The sequence below is a fragment of the Mesorhizobium sp. M0106 genome, assembly GCF_040322715.1.
Taxonomy (GTDB): domain Bacteria; phylum Pseudomonadota; class Alphaproteobacteria; order Rhizobiales; family Rhizobiaceae; genus Mesorhizobium.
In genome coordinates, this window is record NZ_JAMYUA010000077.1 from 1 (window position 1) to 16898 (window position 16898).

At 64.0% G+C, this 16898-nt stretch carries 23 protein-coding genes; 13 read left to right on the top strand and 10 right to left on the bottom strand.

The window, feature by feature from the left end; genetic code table 11:
* Window positions 1-169: 169 nt before the first annotated feature.
* Together NKJ55_RS33905 and NKJ55_RS33910 are read left to right on the top strand one after the other, a co-directional pair.
* A complete protein-coding gene (locus NKJ55_RS33905) occupies window positions 170-814 on the top strand; it encodes an alpha/beta hydrolase family protein (protein ID WP_023675686.1) in 645 nt (214 codons plus the stop codon).
* 9 nt (window positions 815-823) lie between these two features.
* The gene (locus NKJ55_RS33910; protein WP_352453689.1) at window positions 824-1594 is read left to right on the top strand and encodes an exodeoxyribonuclease III; all 771 of its coding nucleotides are present in this window, start codon (window positions 824-826) and stop codon (window positions 1592-1594) included.
* A 39-nt stretch (window positions 1595-1633) separates the two neighbouring features.
* On the opposite strand, the gene NKJ55_RS33915 is transcribed toward NKJ55_RS33910, so the two are convergent.
* Window positions 1634-2098 carry a GFA family protein gene (locus tag NKJ55_RS33915; protein ID WP_352453690.1) on the bottom strand — a complete coding sequence of 155 codons (465 nt, stop codon included), beginning with the start codon at window positions 2096-2098 and terminating at the stop codon, window positions 1634-1636.
* A gap of 192 nt (window positions 2099-2290) precedes the next feature.
* On the opposite strand from NKJ55_RS33915, the gene NKJ55_RS33920 reads away from it, so the two are divergent.
* The 3 genes from NKJ55_RS33920 to NKJ55_RS33930 all read left to right on the top strand — a co-directional run bounded on the left by NKJ55_RS33920 (window position 2291) and on the right by NKJ55_RS33930 (window position 5260).
* Entirely contained in the window at window positions 2291-2470 is a 180-nt protein-coding gene (locus NKJ55_RS33920; RefSeq protein ID WP_352453691.1) for a hypothetical protein, read from the top strand.
* Window positions 2471-2916: 446 nt separating this feature from the next.
* The gene (locus NKJ55_RS33925) at window positions 2917-3477 is read left to right on the top strand and encodes an isochorismatase family protein (RefSeq protein WP_352453692.1); all 561 of its coding nucleotides are present in this window, start codon (window positions 2917-2919) and stop codon (window positions 3475-3477) included.
* 160 nt (window positions 3478-3637) lie between these two features.
* Window positions 3638-5260 carry an ABC-F family ATP-binding cassette domain-containing protein gene (locus tag NKJ55_RS33930; RefSeq protein WP_352453693.1) on the top strand — a complete coding sequence of 541 codons (1623 nt, stop codon included), beginning with the start codon at window positions 3638-3640 and terminating at the stop codon, window positions 5258-5260.
* 62 nt (window positions 5261-5322) lie between these two features.
* Here NKJ55_RS33930 and NKJ55_RS33935 read toward each other — a convergent pair whose 3' ends face one another.
* On the bottom strand, window positions 5323-5754 hold the full coding sequence (locus NKJ55_RS33935) for an SAM-dependent methyltransferase (RefSeq protein WP_352453694.1): 432 nt from the start codon (window positions 5752-5754) through the stop codon (window positions 5323-5325).
* Between the two features lie 489 nt (window positions 5755-6243).
* Here NKJ55_RS33935 and NKJ55_RS33940 point away from each other — a divergent pair, with 489 nt between their 5' ends.
* The 3 genes from NKJ55_RS33940 to NKJ55_RS33950 all read left to right on the top strand — a co-directional run bounded on the left by NKJ55_RS33940 (window position 6244) and on the right by NKJ55_RS33950 (window position 8944).
* Window positions 6244-7404: a KamA family radical SAM protein gene (locus NKJ55_RS33940; protein WP_502904544.1), complete on the top strand. Its 1161-nt coding sequence runs from the start codon at window positions 6244-6246 to the stop codon at window positions 7402-7404.
* 155 nt (window positions 7405-7559) lie between these two features.
* On the top strand, window positions 7560-7811 hold the full coding sequence (locus NKJ55_RS33945) for an exopolysaccharide production repressor protein (protein WP_352453696.1): 252 nt from the start codon (window positions 7560-7562) through the stop codon (window positions 7809-7811).
* A gap of 329 nt (window positions 7812-8140) precedes the next feature.
* Window positions 8141-8944, top strand: coding sequence for a hypothetical protein (locus tag NKJ55_RS33950; protein ID WP_352453697.1), 804 nt, complete (start codon window positions 8141-8143; stop codon window positions 8942-8944).
* On the opposite strand, the gene yghU is transcribed toward NKJ55_RS33950, so the two are convergent.
* Window positions 8941-9828, bottom strand: a complete 888-nt coding sequence (yghU, locus tag NKJ55_RS33955; protein ID WP_352453698.1) for a glutathione-dependent disulfide-bond oxidoreductase — start codon at window positions 9826-9828, stop codon at window positions 8941-8943. The two genes, NKJ55_RS33950 and yghU, sit on opposite strands and share 4 nt — an antisense overlap.
* Before the next feature lie 249 nt (window positions 9829-10077).
* On the opposite strand from yghU, the gene NKJ55_RS33960 reads away from it, so the two are divergent.
* Entirely contained in the window at window positions 10078-10983 is a 906-nt protein-coding gene (locus NKJ55_RS33960) for a S1C family serine protease (protein ID WP_023675699.1), read from the top strand.
* 15 nt (window positions 10984-10998) lie between these two features.
* On the opposite strand, the gene NKJ55_RS33965 is transcribed toward NKJ55_RS33960, so the two are convergent.
* From NKJ55_RS33965 to NKJ55_RS33985, 5 genes are all read right to left on the bottom strand, one after another.
* Window positions 10999-11610 carry a hypothetical protein gene (locus tag NKJ55_RS33965; RefSeq protein WP_352453699.1) on the bottom strand — a complete coding sequence of 204 codons (612 nt, stop codon included), beginning with the start codon at window positions 11608-11610 and terminating at the stop codon, window positions 10999-11001.
* Between the two features lie 44 nt (window positions 11611-11654).
* Entirely contained in the window at window positions 11655-11837 is a 183-nt protein-coding gene (locus NKJ55_RS33970; RefSeq protein ID WP_245274654.1) for a hypothetical protein, read from the bottom strand.
* Window positions 11838-12059: 222 nt separating this feature from the next.
* Window positions 12060-12242 carry a DUF3606 domain-containing protein gene (locus NKJ55_RS33975; protein ID WP_023675702.1) on the bottom strand — a complete coding sequence of 61 codons (183 nt, stop codon included), beginning with the start codon at window positions 12240-12242 and terminating at the stop codon, window positions 12060-12062.
* A gap of 11 nt (window positions 12243-12253) precedes the next feature.
* Window positions 12254-12562, bottom strand: a complete 309-nt coding sequence (locus NKJ55_RS33980) for a hypothetical protein (RefSeq protein ID WP_023675703.1) — start codon at window positions 12560-12562, stop codon at window positions 12254-12256.
* On the bottom strand, window positions 12559-12936 hold the full coding sequence (locus tag NKJ55_RS33985) for a hypothetical protein (RefSeq protein ID WP_352453700.1): 378 nt from the start codon (window positions 12934-12936) through the stop codon (window positions 12559-12561). Before NKJ55_RS33985 ends, NKJ55_RS33980 begins: the two co-directional genes overlap by 4 nt.
* Here NKJ55_RS33985 and NKJ55_RS33990 point away from each other — a divergent pair.
* Window positions 12935-13114 carry a hypothetical protein gene (locus NKJ55_RS33990; protein ID WP_352453701.1) on the top strand — a complete coding sequence of 60 codons (180 nt, stop codon included), beginning with the start codon at window positions 12935-12937 and terminating at the stop codon, window positions 13112-13114. The two genes, NKJ55_RS33985 and NKJ55_RS33990, sit on opposite strands and share 2 nt — an antisense overlap.
* Before the next feature lie 112 nt (window positions 13115-13226).
* Entirely contained in the window at window positions 13227-14186 is a 960-nt protein-coding gene (locus tag NKJ55_RS33995) for a prohibitin family protein (RefSeq protein ID WP_352453702.1), read from the top strand.
* 52 nt (window positions 14187-14238) lie between these two features.
* Here NKJ55_RS33995 and NKJ55_RS34000 read toward each other — a convergent pair whose 3' ends face one another.
* Window positions 14239-14805: an RBBP9/YdeN family alpha/beta hydrolase gene (locus NKJ55_RS34000; RefSeq protein ID WP_352453703.1), complete on the bottom strand. Its 567-nt coding sequence runs from the start codon at window positions 14803-14805 to the stop codon at window positions 14239-14241.
* Window positions 14806-14917: 112 nt separating this feature from the next.
* Here NKJ55_RS34000 and NKJ55_RS34005 point away from each other — a divergent pair, with 112 nt between their 5' ends.
* Window positions 14918-15391, top strand: a complete 474-nt coding sequence (locus NKJ55_RS34005) for an Lrp/AsnC family transcriptional regulator (RefSeq protein WP_352453704.1) — start codon at window positions 14918-14920, stop codon at window positions 15389-15391.
* 5 nt (window positions 15392-15396) lie between these two features.
* Here NKJ55_RS34005 and NKJ55_RS34010 read toward each other — a convergent pair whose 3' ends face one another.
* Window positions 15397-15873: an Lrp/AsnC family transcriptional regulator gene (locus NKJ55_RS34010; RefSeq protein ID WP_502904543.1), complete on the bottom strand. Its 477-nt coding sequence runs from the start codon at window positions 15871-15873 to the stop codon at window positions 15397-15399.
* A gap of 157 nt (window positions 15874-16030) precedes the next feature.
* Between NKJ55_RS34010 and NKJ55_RS34015 the strand changes: the two genes are divergently transcribed.
* Window positions 16031-16780, top strand: a complete 750-nt coding sequence (locus NKJ55_RS34015; RefSeq protein ID WP_352453705.1) for a tryptophan 2,3-dioxygenase family protein — start codon at window positions 16031-16033, stop codon at window positions 16778-16780.
* The last annotated feature ends 118 nt before the right edge of the window (window positions 16781-16898 follow it).

Genomic DNA, 16898 nt, shown 5'->3' on the forward strand with positions numbered 1-16898 from the left:
CCACAGACGGTGTCTTCGACGCCTGGTTCAGACATCAGAAAATAGAAACCATCGACCTCAATGTCCTGGCGCGATAGCATGCAAACTGTTCGCGATGTCCTCGCACATCTGTTCGCGATGTCCCCAGTCCAAACAAAGGGGAGAAGGGGTCACCAGCGTTGGAGTCCCCATGACAACCTTCCTCTTCGACGGCCCCGACACCGCCGCCATCACCATCCTGCTCGCCCATGGCGCAGGCGCTCCTATGGACTCGCCCTCGATGACCGCCACCGCCAAGGCGCTGGCCGCAGCCGGCTTCCGCGTCGCGCGCTTTGAATTCCACTACATGGCGGCTCGCCGCTACGGCCACCGCAAGCCGCCGCCGCGCGCCGAGACGGTGAACCCGGAATACGTCAAGGCGATCGCCGACCTCCGGGCGAAGGGCGTGGAGGGTCCGCTGATCATCGGCGGCAAGTCGATGGGCGGACGCGTCGCTTCGATGATCGCCGACGAGATGTTTTCGAAGGGCGAGATCTCGGGCCTGCTTTGCCTTGGCTATCCCTTCCATCCGCCGGGCAAACCGACGCAGCTTCGGACAAAACACCTCGCCGGCCTCAAGACGCCGACTTTGATCGTCCAGGGCACGCGCGACGAGTTCGGCACGAGGGACGAGGTCGCGACCTACGATCTTTCCGACGCAATCGAAATCCTCTGGCTGGAGGACGGCGACCACGATCTGAAGCCGCGCAAGAGCATTTCCGGTTTCTCCGCCGCCGACCATTTGAAGACACTCGCCGATGCGGTGAAGGCGTGGACCGAACGCATCGTGCGCTGAAGCAGGCCGATGAAGATCGCCACCTTCAACGTCAACAACATCAACAGCCGGCTGCCGAACCTGCTCGCATGGCTGGCCACCGCCAAACCCGACATCGCCTGCCTGCAGGAGCTCAAGGCCAGACAGACGCAGTTTCCGCGCACTGCGCTGGCGGCCGCCGGCTACGGCGCAGTTTGGGTCGGGCAGCCGACCTGGAACGGCGTCGCAATCCTTTCGCGTGGCGCAGAACCCGTTCTGACCCGCGAGGCGCTGCCCGGCGACGACAGTGACCAGCAGGCGCGCTACATCGAGGCAGCGGTCAACGGCATCGTCGTCGCCTGCCTCTACGCGCCGAACGGCAATCCGCAGCCCGGCCCGAAATTCCAGTACAAGCTGGCCTGGCACGAAAGGCTGGAGGCGCATGCGGCAAAGTTACTCGACACCGGCCTGCCGGTGGTGCTGGCCGGCGACTACAACATCGTGCCCGAGCCGCGCGACATCTACCCGACCCGCTCCTATGACGACAACGCGCTGGTCCAGCCGGAAAGCCGCGCATCGTTCCAGCGGCTGCTCGACCAGGGCTGGCTTGACGCGCTGCGCAAGAAGCACCCGACGGAGACGCTCTACACATTCTGGGATTACCGCCGCAATCGCTGGCCGCGCGATGCCGGCCTGCGCCTCGATCATATCTTGCTCAGCAAGAAGCTGTCGCGCCGGCTGGTAGCGGCGGGCATCGACCGCGACGTGCGCGGCGAGACCGGCGCCAGCGATCACGCGCCGGTCTGGGTGGAGTTGAAGTGAGGCACGGAGGCTGGCGCCGCCTTTCCGGGCGGCAACGAGTCAGGTTGGCCGCGCCGCTTCGCGGGCGAACGCCTCGATCAAAGGGGCGTATCCCTCAAGGTCGGGCTGCGTTGCGAAACTGTGGGTAGCGGCGGTCGAAGCCCAGGGCAGCTTTTCCGACGTGAAGACTTCGACGAAAGGCACGTACCATTGGTGCTCGTCCAGCATGGTGGCGCGAACGTTGACGAAAAAGTCCAGTCCATGCGGACGCGTGAACATCCAGCTCTTGCAGTGCGGGCAATAGAGCTGCCGGTGCGGGCCGTGCATGCCGCCGACCACCGGCTCGCCCTGGGTGACGACGAAACCGTCGCTCGGCACGGCGATGGTCAAGGAATACGCGCTGGCGCTCAGCTTCTGGCAGCCGGTGCAGTGACACGCCGTCGTCAGCAAGGGCGGGGCGCTGATGCGAAAGCGTATCCCGCCGCACAGACAACCGCCGTCCCAAGGTAGCTTCCAATCGTCCATTGCTGGCCTCGAGCGAGATCCTCGGCGAGCGATCTAGCGCACGACCGGCCTCCCGGCAACGCCGCGATGCCTGCGGCAGCTGCCTACGGGCTGGGGTAGACTTCGAGCCATCACCGACAAGCCAGGCGCCGAGCGCCATCATTGCAGAGCGGACAGAGGAACAGGTTTGGTGACAGGCTGCTTGCAGCCCCCATGATCGTGATCGGCACGGCTTGCTTCATCGAGGCGTATCTGGCGCTGGGCGAGGCGTGCTCGCGAGGTGCCGGACGGCCTCAGTTTCACCGCCTGCAGACCGGCAACCAGCTCGCCATGTTCGACAGCCAGTCCGGCCCGATCTATGCGGTTGCCTCGCCGCCGCCGGCGCGGTGCTGACCGGCGGCTATGACCGCAGCATCAGGGACTGGCCGGCTGGCGGCGGCGATAGGATGGTGCTTTTCGCCGGCGCGCCGGATTGATTGCGGGATATCCAATTTCGTCGCCGGGGCTTGGACACCCCGACTGTTGCGCTGGGCAACCGCATTTGGATTCTTGCGAAGATGGACCCCCACCCTAACCCGCCCCACAAGGGGGAGGGAATGCTGCCGCGCGCCTTTAACTTCCCCTTTGGCGCCGAAAGGCAGGCAATTTGCCGAGGTCAGTGCCAACGGAAGTCTCCCTCCCCCTTGTGGGGAGGGGTTGGGGTGGGGGTACATCGTAGAGCGAAAGCCTCGGCTTTTCCACCTGCCATAGCCCTGCCCTCAAGGGGGAGATCGGCAGCTCCAGCGTCGGCTTCGGCGCGTATACTTGACCCGCCTACCACCAACGCTATGTTCGCGGCCATGTCAGGGACCAGCCCCGCGGCCGCTGCGCCGCTCATCGTGATCGACCTTCAGACCGGCATGTTCGACGGTGTCGCCGAACCGCCGATCCACGATGCCGACGGCATGGTCGCCCGCAGCCGCGCGCTGATCGAGTGGGCGCGGCGCAGCGGGCGCAAAGTCGCCTTCGTCCGGCATGACGGGCCGCAGGGCGATCCTCTGGCGCCGGGTGAGCCGGGCTGGCCGGTGTGGCCGGCGCTCGGCCAGGCCGAGGACGAGCCGACTTTCGCCAAGCGTGTCGGCGATGCGTTCAGCAATGCCGCCCTTGCAGAATGGGTGGCCGGGCAGGGCGCCGGCGAGGTCGTTCTGATCGGCGCGCAGACCGATTTCTGCGTGGCGGCCACGGTGAAGGGCGCCTTTGCAGCGGGCCTGGGCGTCACCGTGGTTTCCGACGCCCACAGCACGCTCGACGCGGCCAGCGAGACCAGCGAGACCGCCGCGGAGATCATCGCCCGGCACAATGCGGCATTTGCCGCCGCCGGGGTCAAGCTGGCGACGACAAAAGCCCTGACCGATAGCTGATCCGCCGGCTCATCCCTACGCCGTCAAAGCCTGATCCAGCCGGGAAGCAACTGGCGGGTTCAGACAATTTGGCGCGGGGCGCCTCACCACTGCGGGCTTCCGCCGGCGCGGCCTATCGCGTATTGGCGCGGGAACGCTCCTTTGGCCTTTCCTGGAAACCATGATTCGTCTCGAAAGCATCAGCAAGCAGAACGGCCGTCAGATCGTCTTCATCGAAGCCTCCGCCGCCTTGCAGAGGGGCGAGAAGGTCGGGCTGGTCGGCCCCAACGGCGCCGGCAAGACGACGCTGTTTCGCATGATCAACGGCGAGGAGCAGCCCGACGAGGGCCAGGTCTCCGTCGATCGCGGCGTCACCATCGGCTATTTCAGTCAAGATGTCGGCGACATGGAAGGCCGCAGCGCCGTTGCCGAAGTGATGGACGGCGCCGGACCGGTCAGCGAAGTGGCGGCCGAGATGCGCGAGCTCGAGCACGCCATGGGCGACCCTGACCAGGCCGACCAGATGGACGAGATCATCGCCCGCTACGGCGAGGCGCAGCACCGCTTCGAGGAGCTCGACGGCTACGCGCTGGATGGCCGGGCGCGCGAGGTGCTGGACGGCCTTGGCTTCAGCCAGGAGATGATGGACGGCGACGTCGGCAAACTGTCCGGCGGCTGGAAAATGCGCGTGGCACTGGCCAGGATCCTTTTGATGCGGCCCGACGCCATGCTGCTCGACGAACCGAGCAACCATCTCGACCTCGAAAGCCTGATCTGGCTGGAGCAGTTCCTGAAGAACTATGACGGCGCGCTGCTGATGACTTCGCATGACCGCGAGTTCATGAACCGCATCGTCAACAAGGTGGTCGAGATCGACGGCGGTTCGCTGACCGCCTACTCCGGCAACTACGAATTCTACCAGCAGCAGCGGGCGATTGCCGACCGGCAGCAGCAGGCGCAGTTCGAGCGCCAGCAGGCGATGCTGGCCAAGGAGATCGCCTTCATCGAGCGCTTCAAGGCGCGGGCTTCACATGCCGCCCAGGTACAGAGCCGGGTGAAGAAGCTGGACAAGATCGACCGGGTCGAGCCGCCCAAGCGCCGCCAGAAGGTATCGTTCGACTTCCAGCCGGCGCCGCGCTGCGGCGAGGACGTGGTGACGCTGAAGAACGTGCACAAGGGCTATGGCAGCCGCTCGATCTACGAGGGATTGGATTTTCAGGTGCGCCGCCGCGAGCGCTGGTGCATCATGGGCGTCAACGGCGCAGGCAAGTCGACGCTGCTGAAGCTGGTCGCTGGCGCTTCCGAGCCGGACAATGGCACGGTGGCGCGCGGGCCCAGCGTCAAGATGGGCTATTTCGCCCAGCACGCCATGGAAGTGCTGGAGGGCGAGCGCACCGTGTTCCAGACGCTGGAAAACGCATTTCCGCAGGCCGGCCAGGCGCCGCTCAGGGCGCTGGCCGGCTGCTTCGGCTTTTCCGGCGACGAGATCGACAAGAAATGCCGCGTGCTGTCGGGCGGCGAGAAGGCGCGGCTGGTGATGGCGCTGATGCTGTTCGATCCGCCCAATTTGCTGGTGCTGGACGAGCCGACCAACCACCTCGACATCGCCACCAAGGAGATGCTGATCACGGCACTGTCGCAGTACGAGGGAACCATGCTGTTCGTCTCGCACGACCGCCATTTCCTGGCGGCGCTGTCGAACCGGGTGCTGGAACTGACGCCCGAGGGCATCCACACCTATGGCGGCGGCTATACCGAATATGTCGAGCGCACCGGGCAGGAGGCGCCGGGGTTGCGGAGCTGAGGCCGGCTCTGCCGCTTACGGTCACGTAGACGCTCGATGCCGGAGGCCAAGCACGAAGGTGCTCAGCCATGTATCGCAATTTCGCGCAGCGGATCGCCGCCGTCGATGAACAGCCGGCCTTGCGCGGTCAACGCCGCCTTGAGCCGTCGCAGGGCAATTTTTCCTGCTTCGGGATGACGCCCGTCCAGCGCGCCGACGCGCACCGCAACGGCAATGTCGAAGTGCTTCTCATCGGCTTCCAACTCGAAATCCTCGATGGCGACCTGGCGAAGGCTCAGCCGGCCTGCCGCAATCTCGGCGCGCGAGGCGGCCCCGGCCTGCGCGATGGCCTTGGCCGAGCGGTCGATCGCCAGCACGTGCCCACCGCCGATCCGGCGCGCGATCTCGCGCGCCGCAGCACCCGGTCCGCAGCCGATCTCCAGCACTCGCATGCCCTGCCGCAAGGGCAGCGCATTGACGATCTCCAAAAGCCTTGGCGACAAGTCGTTCGCCATACGCTGTTCTCCAGCTTTTTCGCAATCCGAGATTAGCGACCGCGGCCGGCGACGGGAAGGCCGACAGACGCGGGCATCGCCGATGTGTTCAGCTGGCATGTTCAGCTGGGTGCTGCTTGAGCAGGGGGCATGATCGACATCGAGGAGGTCGATCCGGTCTCGACCGCGGGCGACCGGGCGAGCCCGAGCGGCCCGGCGTCGTTGACCTGAGGGGTAGGGAGGGAACTGGCGCCGAGCCTAACCGGTTGGGGGGTAGATCACCGGCCGTTTATGTGTATACGCTCAAGCTAATATAAGAGCAAGCTAATGTTTTGCGTCAGCGATGTTGGACGATTGTTCTGATCAGTGGCCGGTTGTGGCTTCCTGCCGCGCCCTCCAACCGGGCCAAACACCACTTATTGCCTTCAAGTCCTGGCTCCAATGCTGTACCCCGGCCCGAAATTCAAGGAGCCTGCGATGACCTCACATCCCGACATCCCCGACGCCAGCATGGCGGTCGATGCGGCAGGCGTGGCAGCCGATGACCGGCGCGCTCGCGAGGCGGATGCCGCATGGCGGGACGATGTTCGCGAGGGCGTGCGGCATGTAGGCGATCTGGATTCGCTGCCGCTGTCGCCAGCCGAGCGGGCGGCGGCCGAAGCCGCGGCCACGCGCCACAAGGTTCGCATTCCCAAGGCCTATCTCGACCTGATCGACTGGAACGACCCCGCCGATCCGATACGGCTTCAGGTCATCCCGTCGCCCGACGAACTGGCAGAGCAGGAGGGCGAACTCGACGATCCGATCGCCGACCACGCCTTCAGTCCCGTGCCTAGATTGACGCATCGACATGCCGACCGGGTTCTGTTGTTCCCGACCTATCAATGCGCGGTCTATTGCCGGTTCTGCTTTCGCAAGGAGCAGCTGACTTCGATCGGCCGGGGTTTTTCGCGCGAGGCGCTGGAGCCGGCCTTCGCCTATATCGCGGCCCATCCGGAAATCCGCGAGGTGATCCTGACCGGCGGCGACCCGCTATCGCTGCCGGACAGGGCGCTGGCGGAAATCCGCGCCCGTGTCGAGGCGATCCAGCATGTGCGGCTGTTGCGCATCCACACTCGCGTACCCGTCGCGCTGCCGTCGCGCGTCACCGGCGGGTTGATTCAAGCCTTGCAGGGCCGGCTGATGGTCACTGTCGTCACCCATTTCAACCATCCACGCGAAATCACGGAGGCGACCGAGCGGGCCTGCCGCGCGTTGCGGCAGGGCGGCTTCGTGCTGCTGAACCAGAGCGTTCTGCTGAAAGGCGTGAACGATACGGTCGAGGTGCTGGAAGAGCTGTGCCGCGAGCTGATGTATCGCCTTGGCGTCAAACCCTATTATCTGCACCACGGCGATCTCGTGCGCGGCATGGCGCACCGGCGCACCACGATCGCCGAGGGCCAGGCGCTGGTCAGCGCCTTGCGTGCGCGCCTGTCGGGCATCTGCAATCCCGTCTACGTGCTGGACCTGCCGGACGGCGGAGGGAAAGTGCCGCTCGGCCCGTCCCATCTTGAGGCACGGGAAGGGGAGACGTGGCGAATACGTGGGCTTGATGGGGCGGTGAGGGGTTATGGAGAGCTGGTTGGGGAGGAGGGACGCGCAGCCGCCGTCCAAGCCAGCCCACCTTGGTGACCTGACATGCAGCGCTTGATCACGGAAGCATACGTTAACTGCTGTTCTATTTGGTGCTTGCGCAATTGCTGAAATAGTGAAAACGTTGGTCCGGGGTAATGGGTTAGGGGAGTTCGTCCCGGCTGTAGCGAGTTTCGGGGCGGCGCAGAAAAGTCATGAACTTTCCACAGTTCCTGGTGGGGCTGACCACCACATCGTCCATCGTGGCGATCTCGACTTACCTTGCGACGGGTTCAATCTGGAAGACGCTGGCCTGGACGATCTTGACCTTGATCGTCATGCAGGTTGGATATTTCCTGTTCGTCGTCCGGTTGATCTACGGATCCGGGGCGAAAGGCGCGGCGGCAAAGCCGCGGCGTCTGAGGGCTGTGCCGCCGAACCGTCGAGGTCGCGTTCAGCTTATGTAGTAATGTCCCATATAGATATCATGGTCTAGACAGGACATGTTCGGTTCTGGGAATGTGCATTGGACGTTCCGCTAGTTTAGTCAACTAATATATATCGCCCAACTCATATCGTCGTTTTTGGGCTAGCGGGAAAACCTGCCTGCTGCTTGTACGACGGTGCCTAAGGCCACATTTTACAACCGGTTGGCAAGCTCCCTTTTGTTGATGCCAGCTTAAATCCGGCTGGTGTTTTCGATGGGCCGTTGAGGCCATAAAGCCGTTCAACCGGGCGGCATCGAGATGCATTTCGGCCGGTCGAGAGGGTTGTGGTGATCGACGGAACGCCAAACGTGATCTTGCTGATCGGTAGCGCCCCCGATGTGGTGCGCTCCGCCGCCTGGCCCAAGCAGGCCTTCGGCAAGATCGTCGCCATCAACAACGCCTGGCGCGTGCGCCCCGACTGGGATTTCCTCGTCCATGCCGGCGATTTCCCGGCGGAGCGGATGCCGCAAGGCGGTCCCCTGCAGCAGGCGCAGATCTTCAGCGCCTCGCATTACGTGCCGGCGCAAAACAGCTTTGGCGGCTTCGTCTATGCTGGCGGCACCATGTCGATGACGGCGGCCTACTGGACGATCCACAGTCAGAAGCCGGACGTGCTGGCATTCCTTGGCTGCGACATGATCTACGACCAGCCCGGCAACACGCATTTTTACGGCGTCGGCCGCGCCGATCCGCTGCGCAACGACGTCACCCTGCGCAACCTCGAGGCGAAGTCGGCCCGCCTGCTCATCCATGCGCTTCGGCGCGGCTGCCTGTGCGTCAACCTATCCGACCTGCCGCGCAGCCGGCTGGTCTTCCCGCGGCTGACGCTCGATGAACTCGGCGCGCTTTCTTCCTCGCGAATATCGGAAATGAAGGCGCAGATGCTTGCCGGCCTGCGGCTCGATCAGGCGGAGGAGGCCGACAGGATCGAGAAGGAACTCGGCTATTTCTTCGAGGACGGCATGTACTGGAAGCACCTCGACAAACTCGACGAGAAATTCCTGGCCAACATCGACCGGCTGTGGATGGCGGCGGTGAAGGCGAGCTTGAGCAGTCGGCCGAAGCTGCCGATCTCCCCTACAAGGCGGGAGATCGGCGCGTCATCCGCTTAGCTTTTGGCCGCCGCGAGCTTGTCTTGCGTCTTGGTCTCGAAATCGCTGGCGTCATGGCGCTCGTGCAGCTGCATCGAAGGCTCGCCGAAGGTGCGGTTGACCATGCGGCCGCGCTTGACCGCCGGCCGCGCGTCGATGGCGTCGGCCCAGCGCTGCACGTTCTTGTACTGCTCCACCTGCAGGAACTCGCCGGAATCGTCATACATACGGCCCTTGGCCAGCCCGCCATACCAGGGCCACACCGCAATGTCGGCAATCGTATAGTCGCTGCCGCCTAAATACTCGCTTTCGGCGAGGCGTCGGTCGAGCACGTCCATCTGCCGCTTGGTTTCCATGGCGAAGCGGTCGATGGCATATTCGATCTTCGTCGGCGCATAGGCGTAGAAATGGCCGAAGCCGCCACCGAGATAGGGCGCCGAGCCCATCTGCCAGAACAGCCATGACAGGGTCTCGGCGCGAGCCGGCTGCTCCGTCGGCAGGAATTCGCCGAATTTTTCGGCAAGGTAGAGCAGGATCGAGCCGGATTCGAAGATGCGGACCGGCTTTTTCCCACTGCGATCCATCATGGCCGGGATCTTCGAGTTGGGGTTGACCTCGACGAAGCCGCTGCCGAACTGGTCGCCGTCGTTGATCCTGATAAGCCAGGCGTCGTATTCGGCGCCGCTGTGGCCGAGCGCCAGAAGTTCCTCCAGCATGATCGTCACCTTGACGCCGTTCGGTGTCGCCAGCGAATAAAGCTGCAGCGGATGCTTGCCGACCGGCAATTTCTTGTCATGCGTCGGGCCGGCGATCGGCCGGTTGATGCTGGCGAAAGCGCCGCCATTTGCCTTGTTCCAGGTCCAGACTTTTGGCGGCGTGTATTGGTCCGTTGCGTAGTCGTTCATTTGGGAGGCCTTTGGAAGGGTTGGGTTGGGAGGATATCAGATATCAACGTGGGCAATGGCGGAGGAACTTTGCATAGGGCAGCTTGGGATAGCCGTAGGTACAGATAGGGCTGCCGGCGCTGTTGCAAAACCCCGGCGCGAACGGCGCGGCGCCGGTCCACGCCAAAGCCGGCGCCACCTCTTGCGCCCGGTCACCTGCGCCATACCTATAGCCCATATCAGCCTGCGAACATTGCCAGGAACCAAAGCATGAATATCGAACCCCTTTTGCGATCCATTGTGGCCGTCCGCGCCACCGTGCCAGAGGACGCCTTCACGGCAAATACACTTGGCACCCGCCGTGAGGGCAGTGGCGTGGTCATCCGCGGCGACGGGCTGGTACTCACCATCGGCTATCTCATCACTGAGGCCGAGGAGGTCTGGCTGGCCGACCAGGACGGGCGCGTGGTTCCCGCCCATGCGCTCGCCTACGACCAGGAGTCGGGCTTCGGCCTGGTGCAGGCGCTGGCGCCGCTCGGGCTGCCCGCCATTGCGCTCGGCGATGCGTCCAGGGCCAAGATCGGCGATCCCGTCGTGCTCGCCGACGGCGTCGGCCGCTCCGTGCGGGCGCGGATCGTCACCAAGCAGGAATTCGCCGGCTATTGGGAATATCTGCTCGACGAGGCGATCTTCACGGCGCCGGCTCACCCCTCATGGGGCGGCGCCGGCCTCATCGGCGCGGATGGCAGGCTGCTCGGCATCGGTTCGCTGCGCCTGCAGATGAGCCGCAACGGCGAGGTCGCCGACATCAACATGGTGGTGCCGATCGATCTTCTGCCGCCCATCCTCGACGATCTGCTGACGCGCGGGCAGGTCGCCAGGCCGCCGCGGCCGTGGCTCGGCGCCTTCTCGGCCGAGAGCGACGGCAAGGTCGTGGTGATGAGCGTCGCCGAGGGCGGTCCAGCCGCCCAGGCGGGCCTTCGCCAAGGCGATGTCATCTCGGATGTCCGCGACACGGCGGTCGATGGGCTTGCCGATTTTTATCGCAAGCTTTGGAAGAGCGGCCCGGCGGGTGCCGAGATCCCGCTCCGGGTGCTGCGCGATGGCCGCGAAACCTGGCTGCGCGTCAAGTCCGCCGATCGCAACAGCCTGCTGTGGAAGCCGCCGCTGCAGTGAGGCAACCGAAACCTCTCACTCTCCGCAAGCGCTGAAGCCAGTGCCCGGGGTCCACTCCGCGAATGGAATGACCTTGCCTTCGACCGATACGGTCGCTTGCCTGGTGGTGCCGTCCGCCAGCTTCTTGCTGCTTTTGCCCTTGCCGGTCAGCACATTGTAGTCGCAGTCGCCGGCAACATTGTCGTCCATGTAATCCCAATACTCGTAGGCAAAACCGGCGACGACGAACGTGCCGTTGCGCCAGGCGAGCGTCAGCGTCTTGTTGGTCCGCTCGCTGCCGATCTCCATCGCCGGGATATAGAGCTTGATCGAACCGTTGGGGAGCGCAGTGAGTTCGGGCTCGGTGTCGGATGTGGCGGGGCCCGGCCGGTCGTAATCCTTCCATTCCCCGTCAATCTGATCATGCACGATCCCGGCAGGTTTTAGAAAATCGCCATCGCGATCTTTGAGGAAAAAATACAGGTCCATGGGAGAGCCGGGCTCGGTCTCGACGATCATCGCCAGATCGGCGGCGCCGTCGCCGTTCCAGTCGCCGGTCGCCGCCGTGATGATCTTCTGGGTCTCGATCGGCTCCGCCAGGGCGGCGGCCGGCAGCAGCAGGACCAGACCGAATATTGTCGATCGCATGTAAAATCCTCTTAGCCTGGGCAGGCCTGAGACGCACGCGCTTCTCAGGAGGCCCGGCTCTGCCGCGTCTCGGAACGGCTCGTCTCGTTGAGCAGCCGGCAGAGCGAAACCGCTTCACGACGGCTCAGGCCGATCAGCGCGATTTCCGAAAATTGCGCCGGCAGATCGTGAACGATGTCCCACACCATCCAACGGCCGTTCGGCTCCATGACACATTCGTAGCGCAATAATTGTTCCTGCATCCGACCCCCGGCTTTGCTCACCGGACTGGTACAGCGTCGAGGTAAATGAGTTGTTGCGCTGCGCGAGTATTCCGCGGCCGTCAAAACCAGGCGTTGAATCCCACAGGGGCGAACCCGACAGGTCACGGCTGACGGTGCCGATACTCTCGACAAGGCGGCAGGGCAGGGACGCTTCCGGCGTGAACGGCGGCCGCCGCCAGAATTGGATCAGGCGTTGCGGCTCGCCATATGCGCGTCGAGCTTCCTCCTCGAGGGGCCGTAACGCTTGATGATGGTCGCGGCCTCGCTTTGCGGTATGCCGTATTTGCGGGCAAAGGCAGCGACCTCGTAAGGCTCTTCGCCTGAGACCAGTTTGCGATCCTGCTTGGTCTTGGATTTGTCGTCGGCCATGGCGTCCTCCATCACATCTGGTCGTTATAGGGCTCCTTGGTCCGGCCGACCATCCTGGCCAGTTCGGCAAAGGACGGTACGCCGGTTTCACCCTGGGCATTGTTGGCCGCCTGCAGCAGCCTGAGCGGAAAGCAGACGGCGTCGCGGTTGGATGGCGACATGTCTTCATAGAGACGCTCGTCGCTGGTCATCGCCGCCTCGGCCCGGCGCAACGCCATGTCGACCTCGTCGACCGACAGCAGGCCCTTGTGGACCAGCGCGTTGTTGACGGCCGCGATCGCCATCATCAATCCTTCGAGCTGGAGATTGGCGACGTTCATCGTCTTGCGTCCTTGCCGGGCTTCTTGGCGGTGGCCTTGCCGTCTGGCCGGATCGCTGCGCGCGGCGGGTTCTGGCCCTCCGAATGCAGGGTCCTGTCGTCGAAATCGTCAGCCGGCCTGGTCAATCCCATGCCGCCGGGAGGTGGCTTGTTGCCGGCCGCATCCTGCGAAAATTCGTCGGCCGCGTCGGGGCTCGTCTTTGCCGGATATTTCCTCGCTCCGGTCTCGTAGCGGTTCGGGTCGTCGGCCATGTCCTGTGCTCCGGTTGCAATGAGCAGATAACTTTCAGGCGGCGGCAGCGGTTCCGTGGCGAAATCGACCTTGCCGGTGCGCAAGCCTTCGCAATCTGTCGGGTTTCGTGCATTCTTGTGCATGGCAACGATGCTTCGCTCCGACGCGCCAGCAAAATGCTGCTCGTACTGCGGCGGGCGCGACCACGACTACGAGGATTGCCCGAAGCGCAAAACCGATGCCGAACGGCAGAAGGACACGCCAGGCAACGCCTACCAGCCTGGCGCTGCGGCTGGAGGGGAAATCCGCCAGCCGGCCTGAACCACCCCGCCGGTCCGGCCGGCTGGCGCGAAGGTCCTTCCATATCCAGAGGATTGCAATGCCGCCACTATTGTGGGCAAAGCAGCACGGGCAATCAGGTTGGGGTGGGGTGATGACCGAAACGCAAGGCAATTCAAGCCGTCCGCAGGGCAAGCCGGGGATGGCATCGGGGTCGATCGGTTCCGGCCTGATCGCACTCGTCATCGTGGCGCTCGGCGTCTTTGCGCTGTTTGGATCCTGGTACACGATCGATCAGGGCGACCGCGGCGTGCTCTTGACCAACGGAGCGCTGAGTTCGGTCGTTGATCCCGGACTGCATTTCAAGCTGCCGTGGCTGCAGCGCGTCGAGAAGATCAGCCTGCGCCAGCAGGTGCTCAAATGGGGCTGCGAGAACCAGAACGATTGCAGCGGCCTGCCGGCCATGCAGGCCTATTCGCGCGACCAGCAGCCGGCCGACATGCGCGTCACCGTCAATTTCCACGTGCCGGCCGCCGAAGTCAGCAACGTCTACACCAATTACGGGTCGATCGAAGCGCTGGCCGACCGTGTCATTGCCAGGAAAGCACCGCAGGAGATCAAGACGGTGTTCGGCCAGTACGACGCGGTGTCGGTTATCCAGAACCGGGCGAAGTTCAACAAGGACGTCGCCGAGGCCATCGCGGCGGTAACCGACGGGCCGGTGATGATCGACAGCGTGCAGGTCGAGAACATCGACTTCTCCGATGCCTACGAGCAGGCGGTCGAAGCCAGGATGACGGCGCAGGTCGAGGTGCAGAAGCAGGAACAGAACCTGCAGCAGGAAAAGATCAAGGCCGATATCGCCGTCACCCAGGCCAAGGGCCGCGCTGACAGCGTCAAGGCCGAAGCCGAGGCCAGCGCCTACAAGACCAGGGTCGAAGGCGATGCGACCGCGGGCGCCATCAAGGCTCGCGCCGCCGCAATCGCCAACAATCCGCTGCTGGTCGAACTGACCAAGGCGGAGAGATGGAACGGCGAATTGCCGAAGTCGATGATCCCGGGCTCGACGGTACCGTTCCTCGAACTCAGCACGCCTGCCGCGACATCGAACTGAGGCGCGGCGCAAACCAGATCAGGGCGGCGGCGCGATAACCGTCCTGGTGCGGTTACGGCTGAAGCACGGCGCCTCGGGCGATTGCCTGCGTTTGACTTAGAAAAGCTGTCAGCAGCTCCATTCCCGCCGGCCAGTCGCCGAGCCCGCTGTCGCCATTGATGTGGCCAAGCGGTCCGGCGATATGGAGATCGCTGCCCCATCGCTCGGATTTCGCCCTGGCATAGTCCAGCGAGCCGTAGGGATCGTTGGTGCTCGCGACAATCAGCGACGGAAAGCGAAGCCGTTGTTGCGGTGCGTCGGCGAAGGCCCGGGCGGAGGAGGGGAAGGCCGGCGACGCAGGGTCCGGAACCGCGACCAGCAACGCGCCGGCGATAGAGCGGGGGGAGATCCGCTGCCAGTGTACGACGAGCAGACAGCCGAGGCTATGGGCGACGAGCACCGGCGGTGTCCTTGCCTGGCATACAGCGGTTTCCAGCGCAGCCACCCAGTCGTCGAGGTCCGGCGCGTCCCAACTCGCCGGGTTGAACCGCCGCATCGCCGGGTTTGCCTGCTGCCAACGTGTCTGCCAGTGGGCTTTGCCCGATCCGCCGATGCCCGGCACAATGATGAAGTCGGTCATGCGAAGCCCTTCTTTCCTGATGCAGCGCGTGCAATTCTAGGTCTTCTCCCAGGTGGCGGAATGAGAGATCATCGGAAAGCAGCGACGAAATCCGATGGATTAAAGGGCGATCATGCGGAACGGCGATTATCGGCCAAGGCTCGACCCCACCGATCTGGCGATCATTGAGATCATGCAGGAGGATGGTCGCATCGGCATCTCCGAGCTTGGCCGCCGCGTCGGACTGTCCCAGCCCGCCACCTCGGAACGGGTGAAGCGGCTGGAGGAGCGCGGCGTCATCACCGGTTACAAGGCGGTGATCAATTCGGCAGCGCTCGGGCTCGGCACCATGGCGGTCATCCGCCTGCGCACCACGCATGAGCATATCCAGGCCTGCCTGAAGAAGTTCGCCCAATTGCCGGAGGTGGTCGAGGTGCTGCGGGTGACCGGCGAGGATTGTTTTCTGGTCAAGGTCGTGGTCCCGTCACCGCCCGATCTTGAAAGCATCGTCGACAGCATCGGCCACTACGGCACGGTGACGACAAATGTGGTTCTGCGCGCCGAGCAACCGAAGCGGCTGGGACGCGAATTGATGACCAGGGCCTGACCGGTCTATCGCTTGGTCTGCGTATGCCCGACGGCATTGGCGAACGAGATGCCGCCCTTGATCTCGCGCATCGCCATCGAGGTGATCGTGCGCCGCACGCCGGGCAGCCGGCTGAGCTCCTCGCGCAGCATCCTGTCGAGCGCCATCATGTCGACGGTGACGATCTGCAGGAGATAGTCGGCCTCGCCAGTCGTGGCGTGGCAGCGGCGGATCAGCGGATGCTTCTGCACTGCCGCCTCGAAGGCGTCCGACAGTTCGAAATCGATCGACACCTGGATAAAGGCTTCGATGCCGAAGCCGAGCTTGGCCGGGTCGATCCGGGTCGAGTAACCGCGGATGACGCCGGCGTCCTCAAGCGCCTTGACCCGCTTCCAGCACGGCGTCTTGCTCAAGCCGACCTCGTCGGCGAGCGCGGCAAAGGAGATGCGGGCCTCACGTTCGAGCGCAGCTATGATCTTCCGGTCGACCGCATCCAGCATCATTCGTTCTTCCAATCTGCTTCGGAGGCAGCTTTCGTCCTTCGTTTCCCGCCAATCGAATAACAGAAAGGGACAATGTTCGGCAAGAAAGCGGTTAGACTCGGGGAACCGGGATCCAACAAGCGCCTGCGGCCCAACGGCCGGGGCAAGGAGCATGGCCATGGACAAGCAGGATTATTATGCCCGCATCGAAACGCCTGAGATGCGCGACTATGGCGTCTACCTCAAATGCGACAGGCTGCTGGCCTGCCAGAAGCCGCTGGCCGAGATGGTGAATGCCGACGAGCTGCAGTTCCAGATCGTGCACCAGGTCGAGGAGCTGTGGATGAAGCTCATCGCCTATACGCTGGTCGATGTCGTCGATTTCCTGGAAAAGCAGGACACGCATCGCATCGTCACGCTGATGGCGCGCGTGCACCGGCTGATGCGGCTGATGACGGCGCAGCTCGACCTGCTCGAAACCATGTCGCCCAAGGAATACCAGCAGATCCGGCTGCAGCTCGGCAATGGCAGCGGCCAGGAATCGCCGGGCTTCAAGCAGCTGCTGCGCCTGCCGCCCGATCTGTGGCGGGCCTTCAAGGCGTCATATCTCGACGACCGCGGCCTTTCGGTCGAGGATGTCTACGATACCGGCTACGATCACGGCGACAGCTATGTCGTTGCCGAAGCGCTGATCGAGTTCGACGAGCTGTTCCAGAAATTCCGTGCCAACCACCTCTATCTCATCCACCGCACGATCGGCCTCGGCGCGAAATCGCTGAAGGGCCGGCCGGTCGAATTGCTGGAAGCCGGCGCCCGCCACCGCTTCTTCCCGGAACTCTGGGACATACGCTGGGCGATGACCGACCGCTGGGGCAGCCAGTATGGAACGGTACGGGAGCCGATCAGCAAGCCGAAGGCTGCGGAGTAGAGCCAGGCTTGGGTTCCTCGCCCCGCGCGAAGCGCTAGGCGATTCACACATTTCGAAGCGCCCATCCATGGGCGATGGACAGGAAGTGCTGCAATCCGTGTCGGAAGGTGATGGGTCC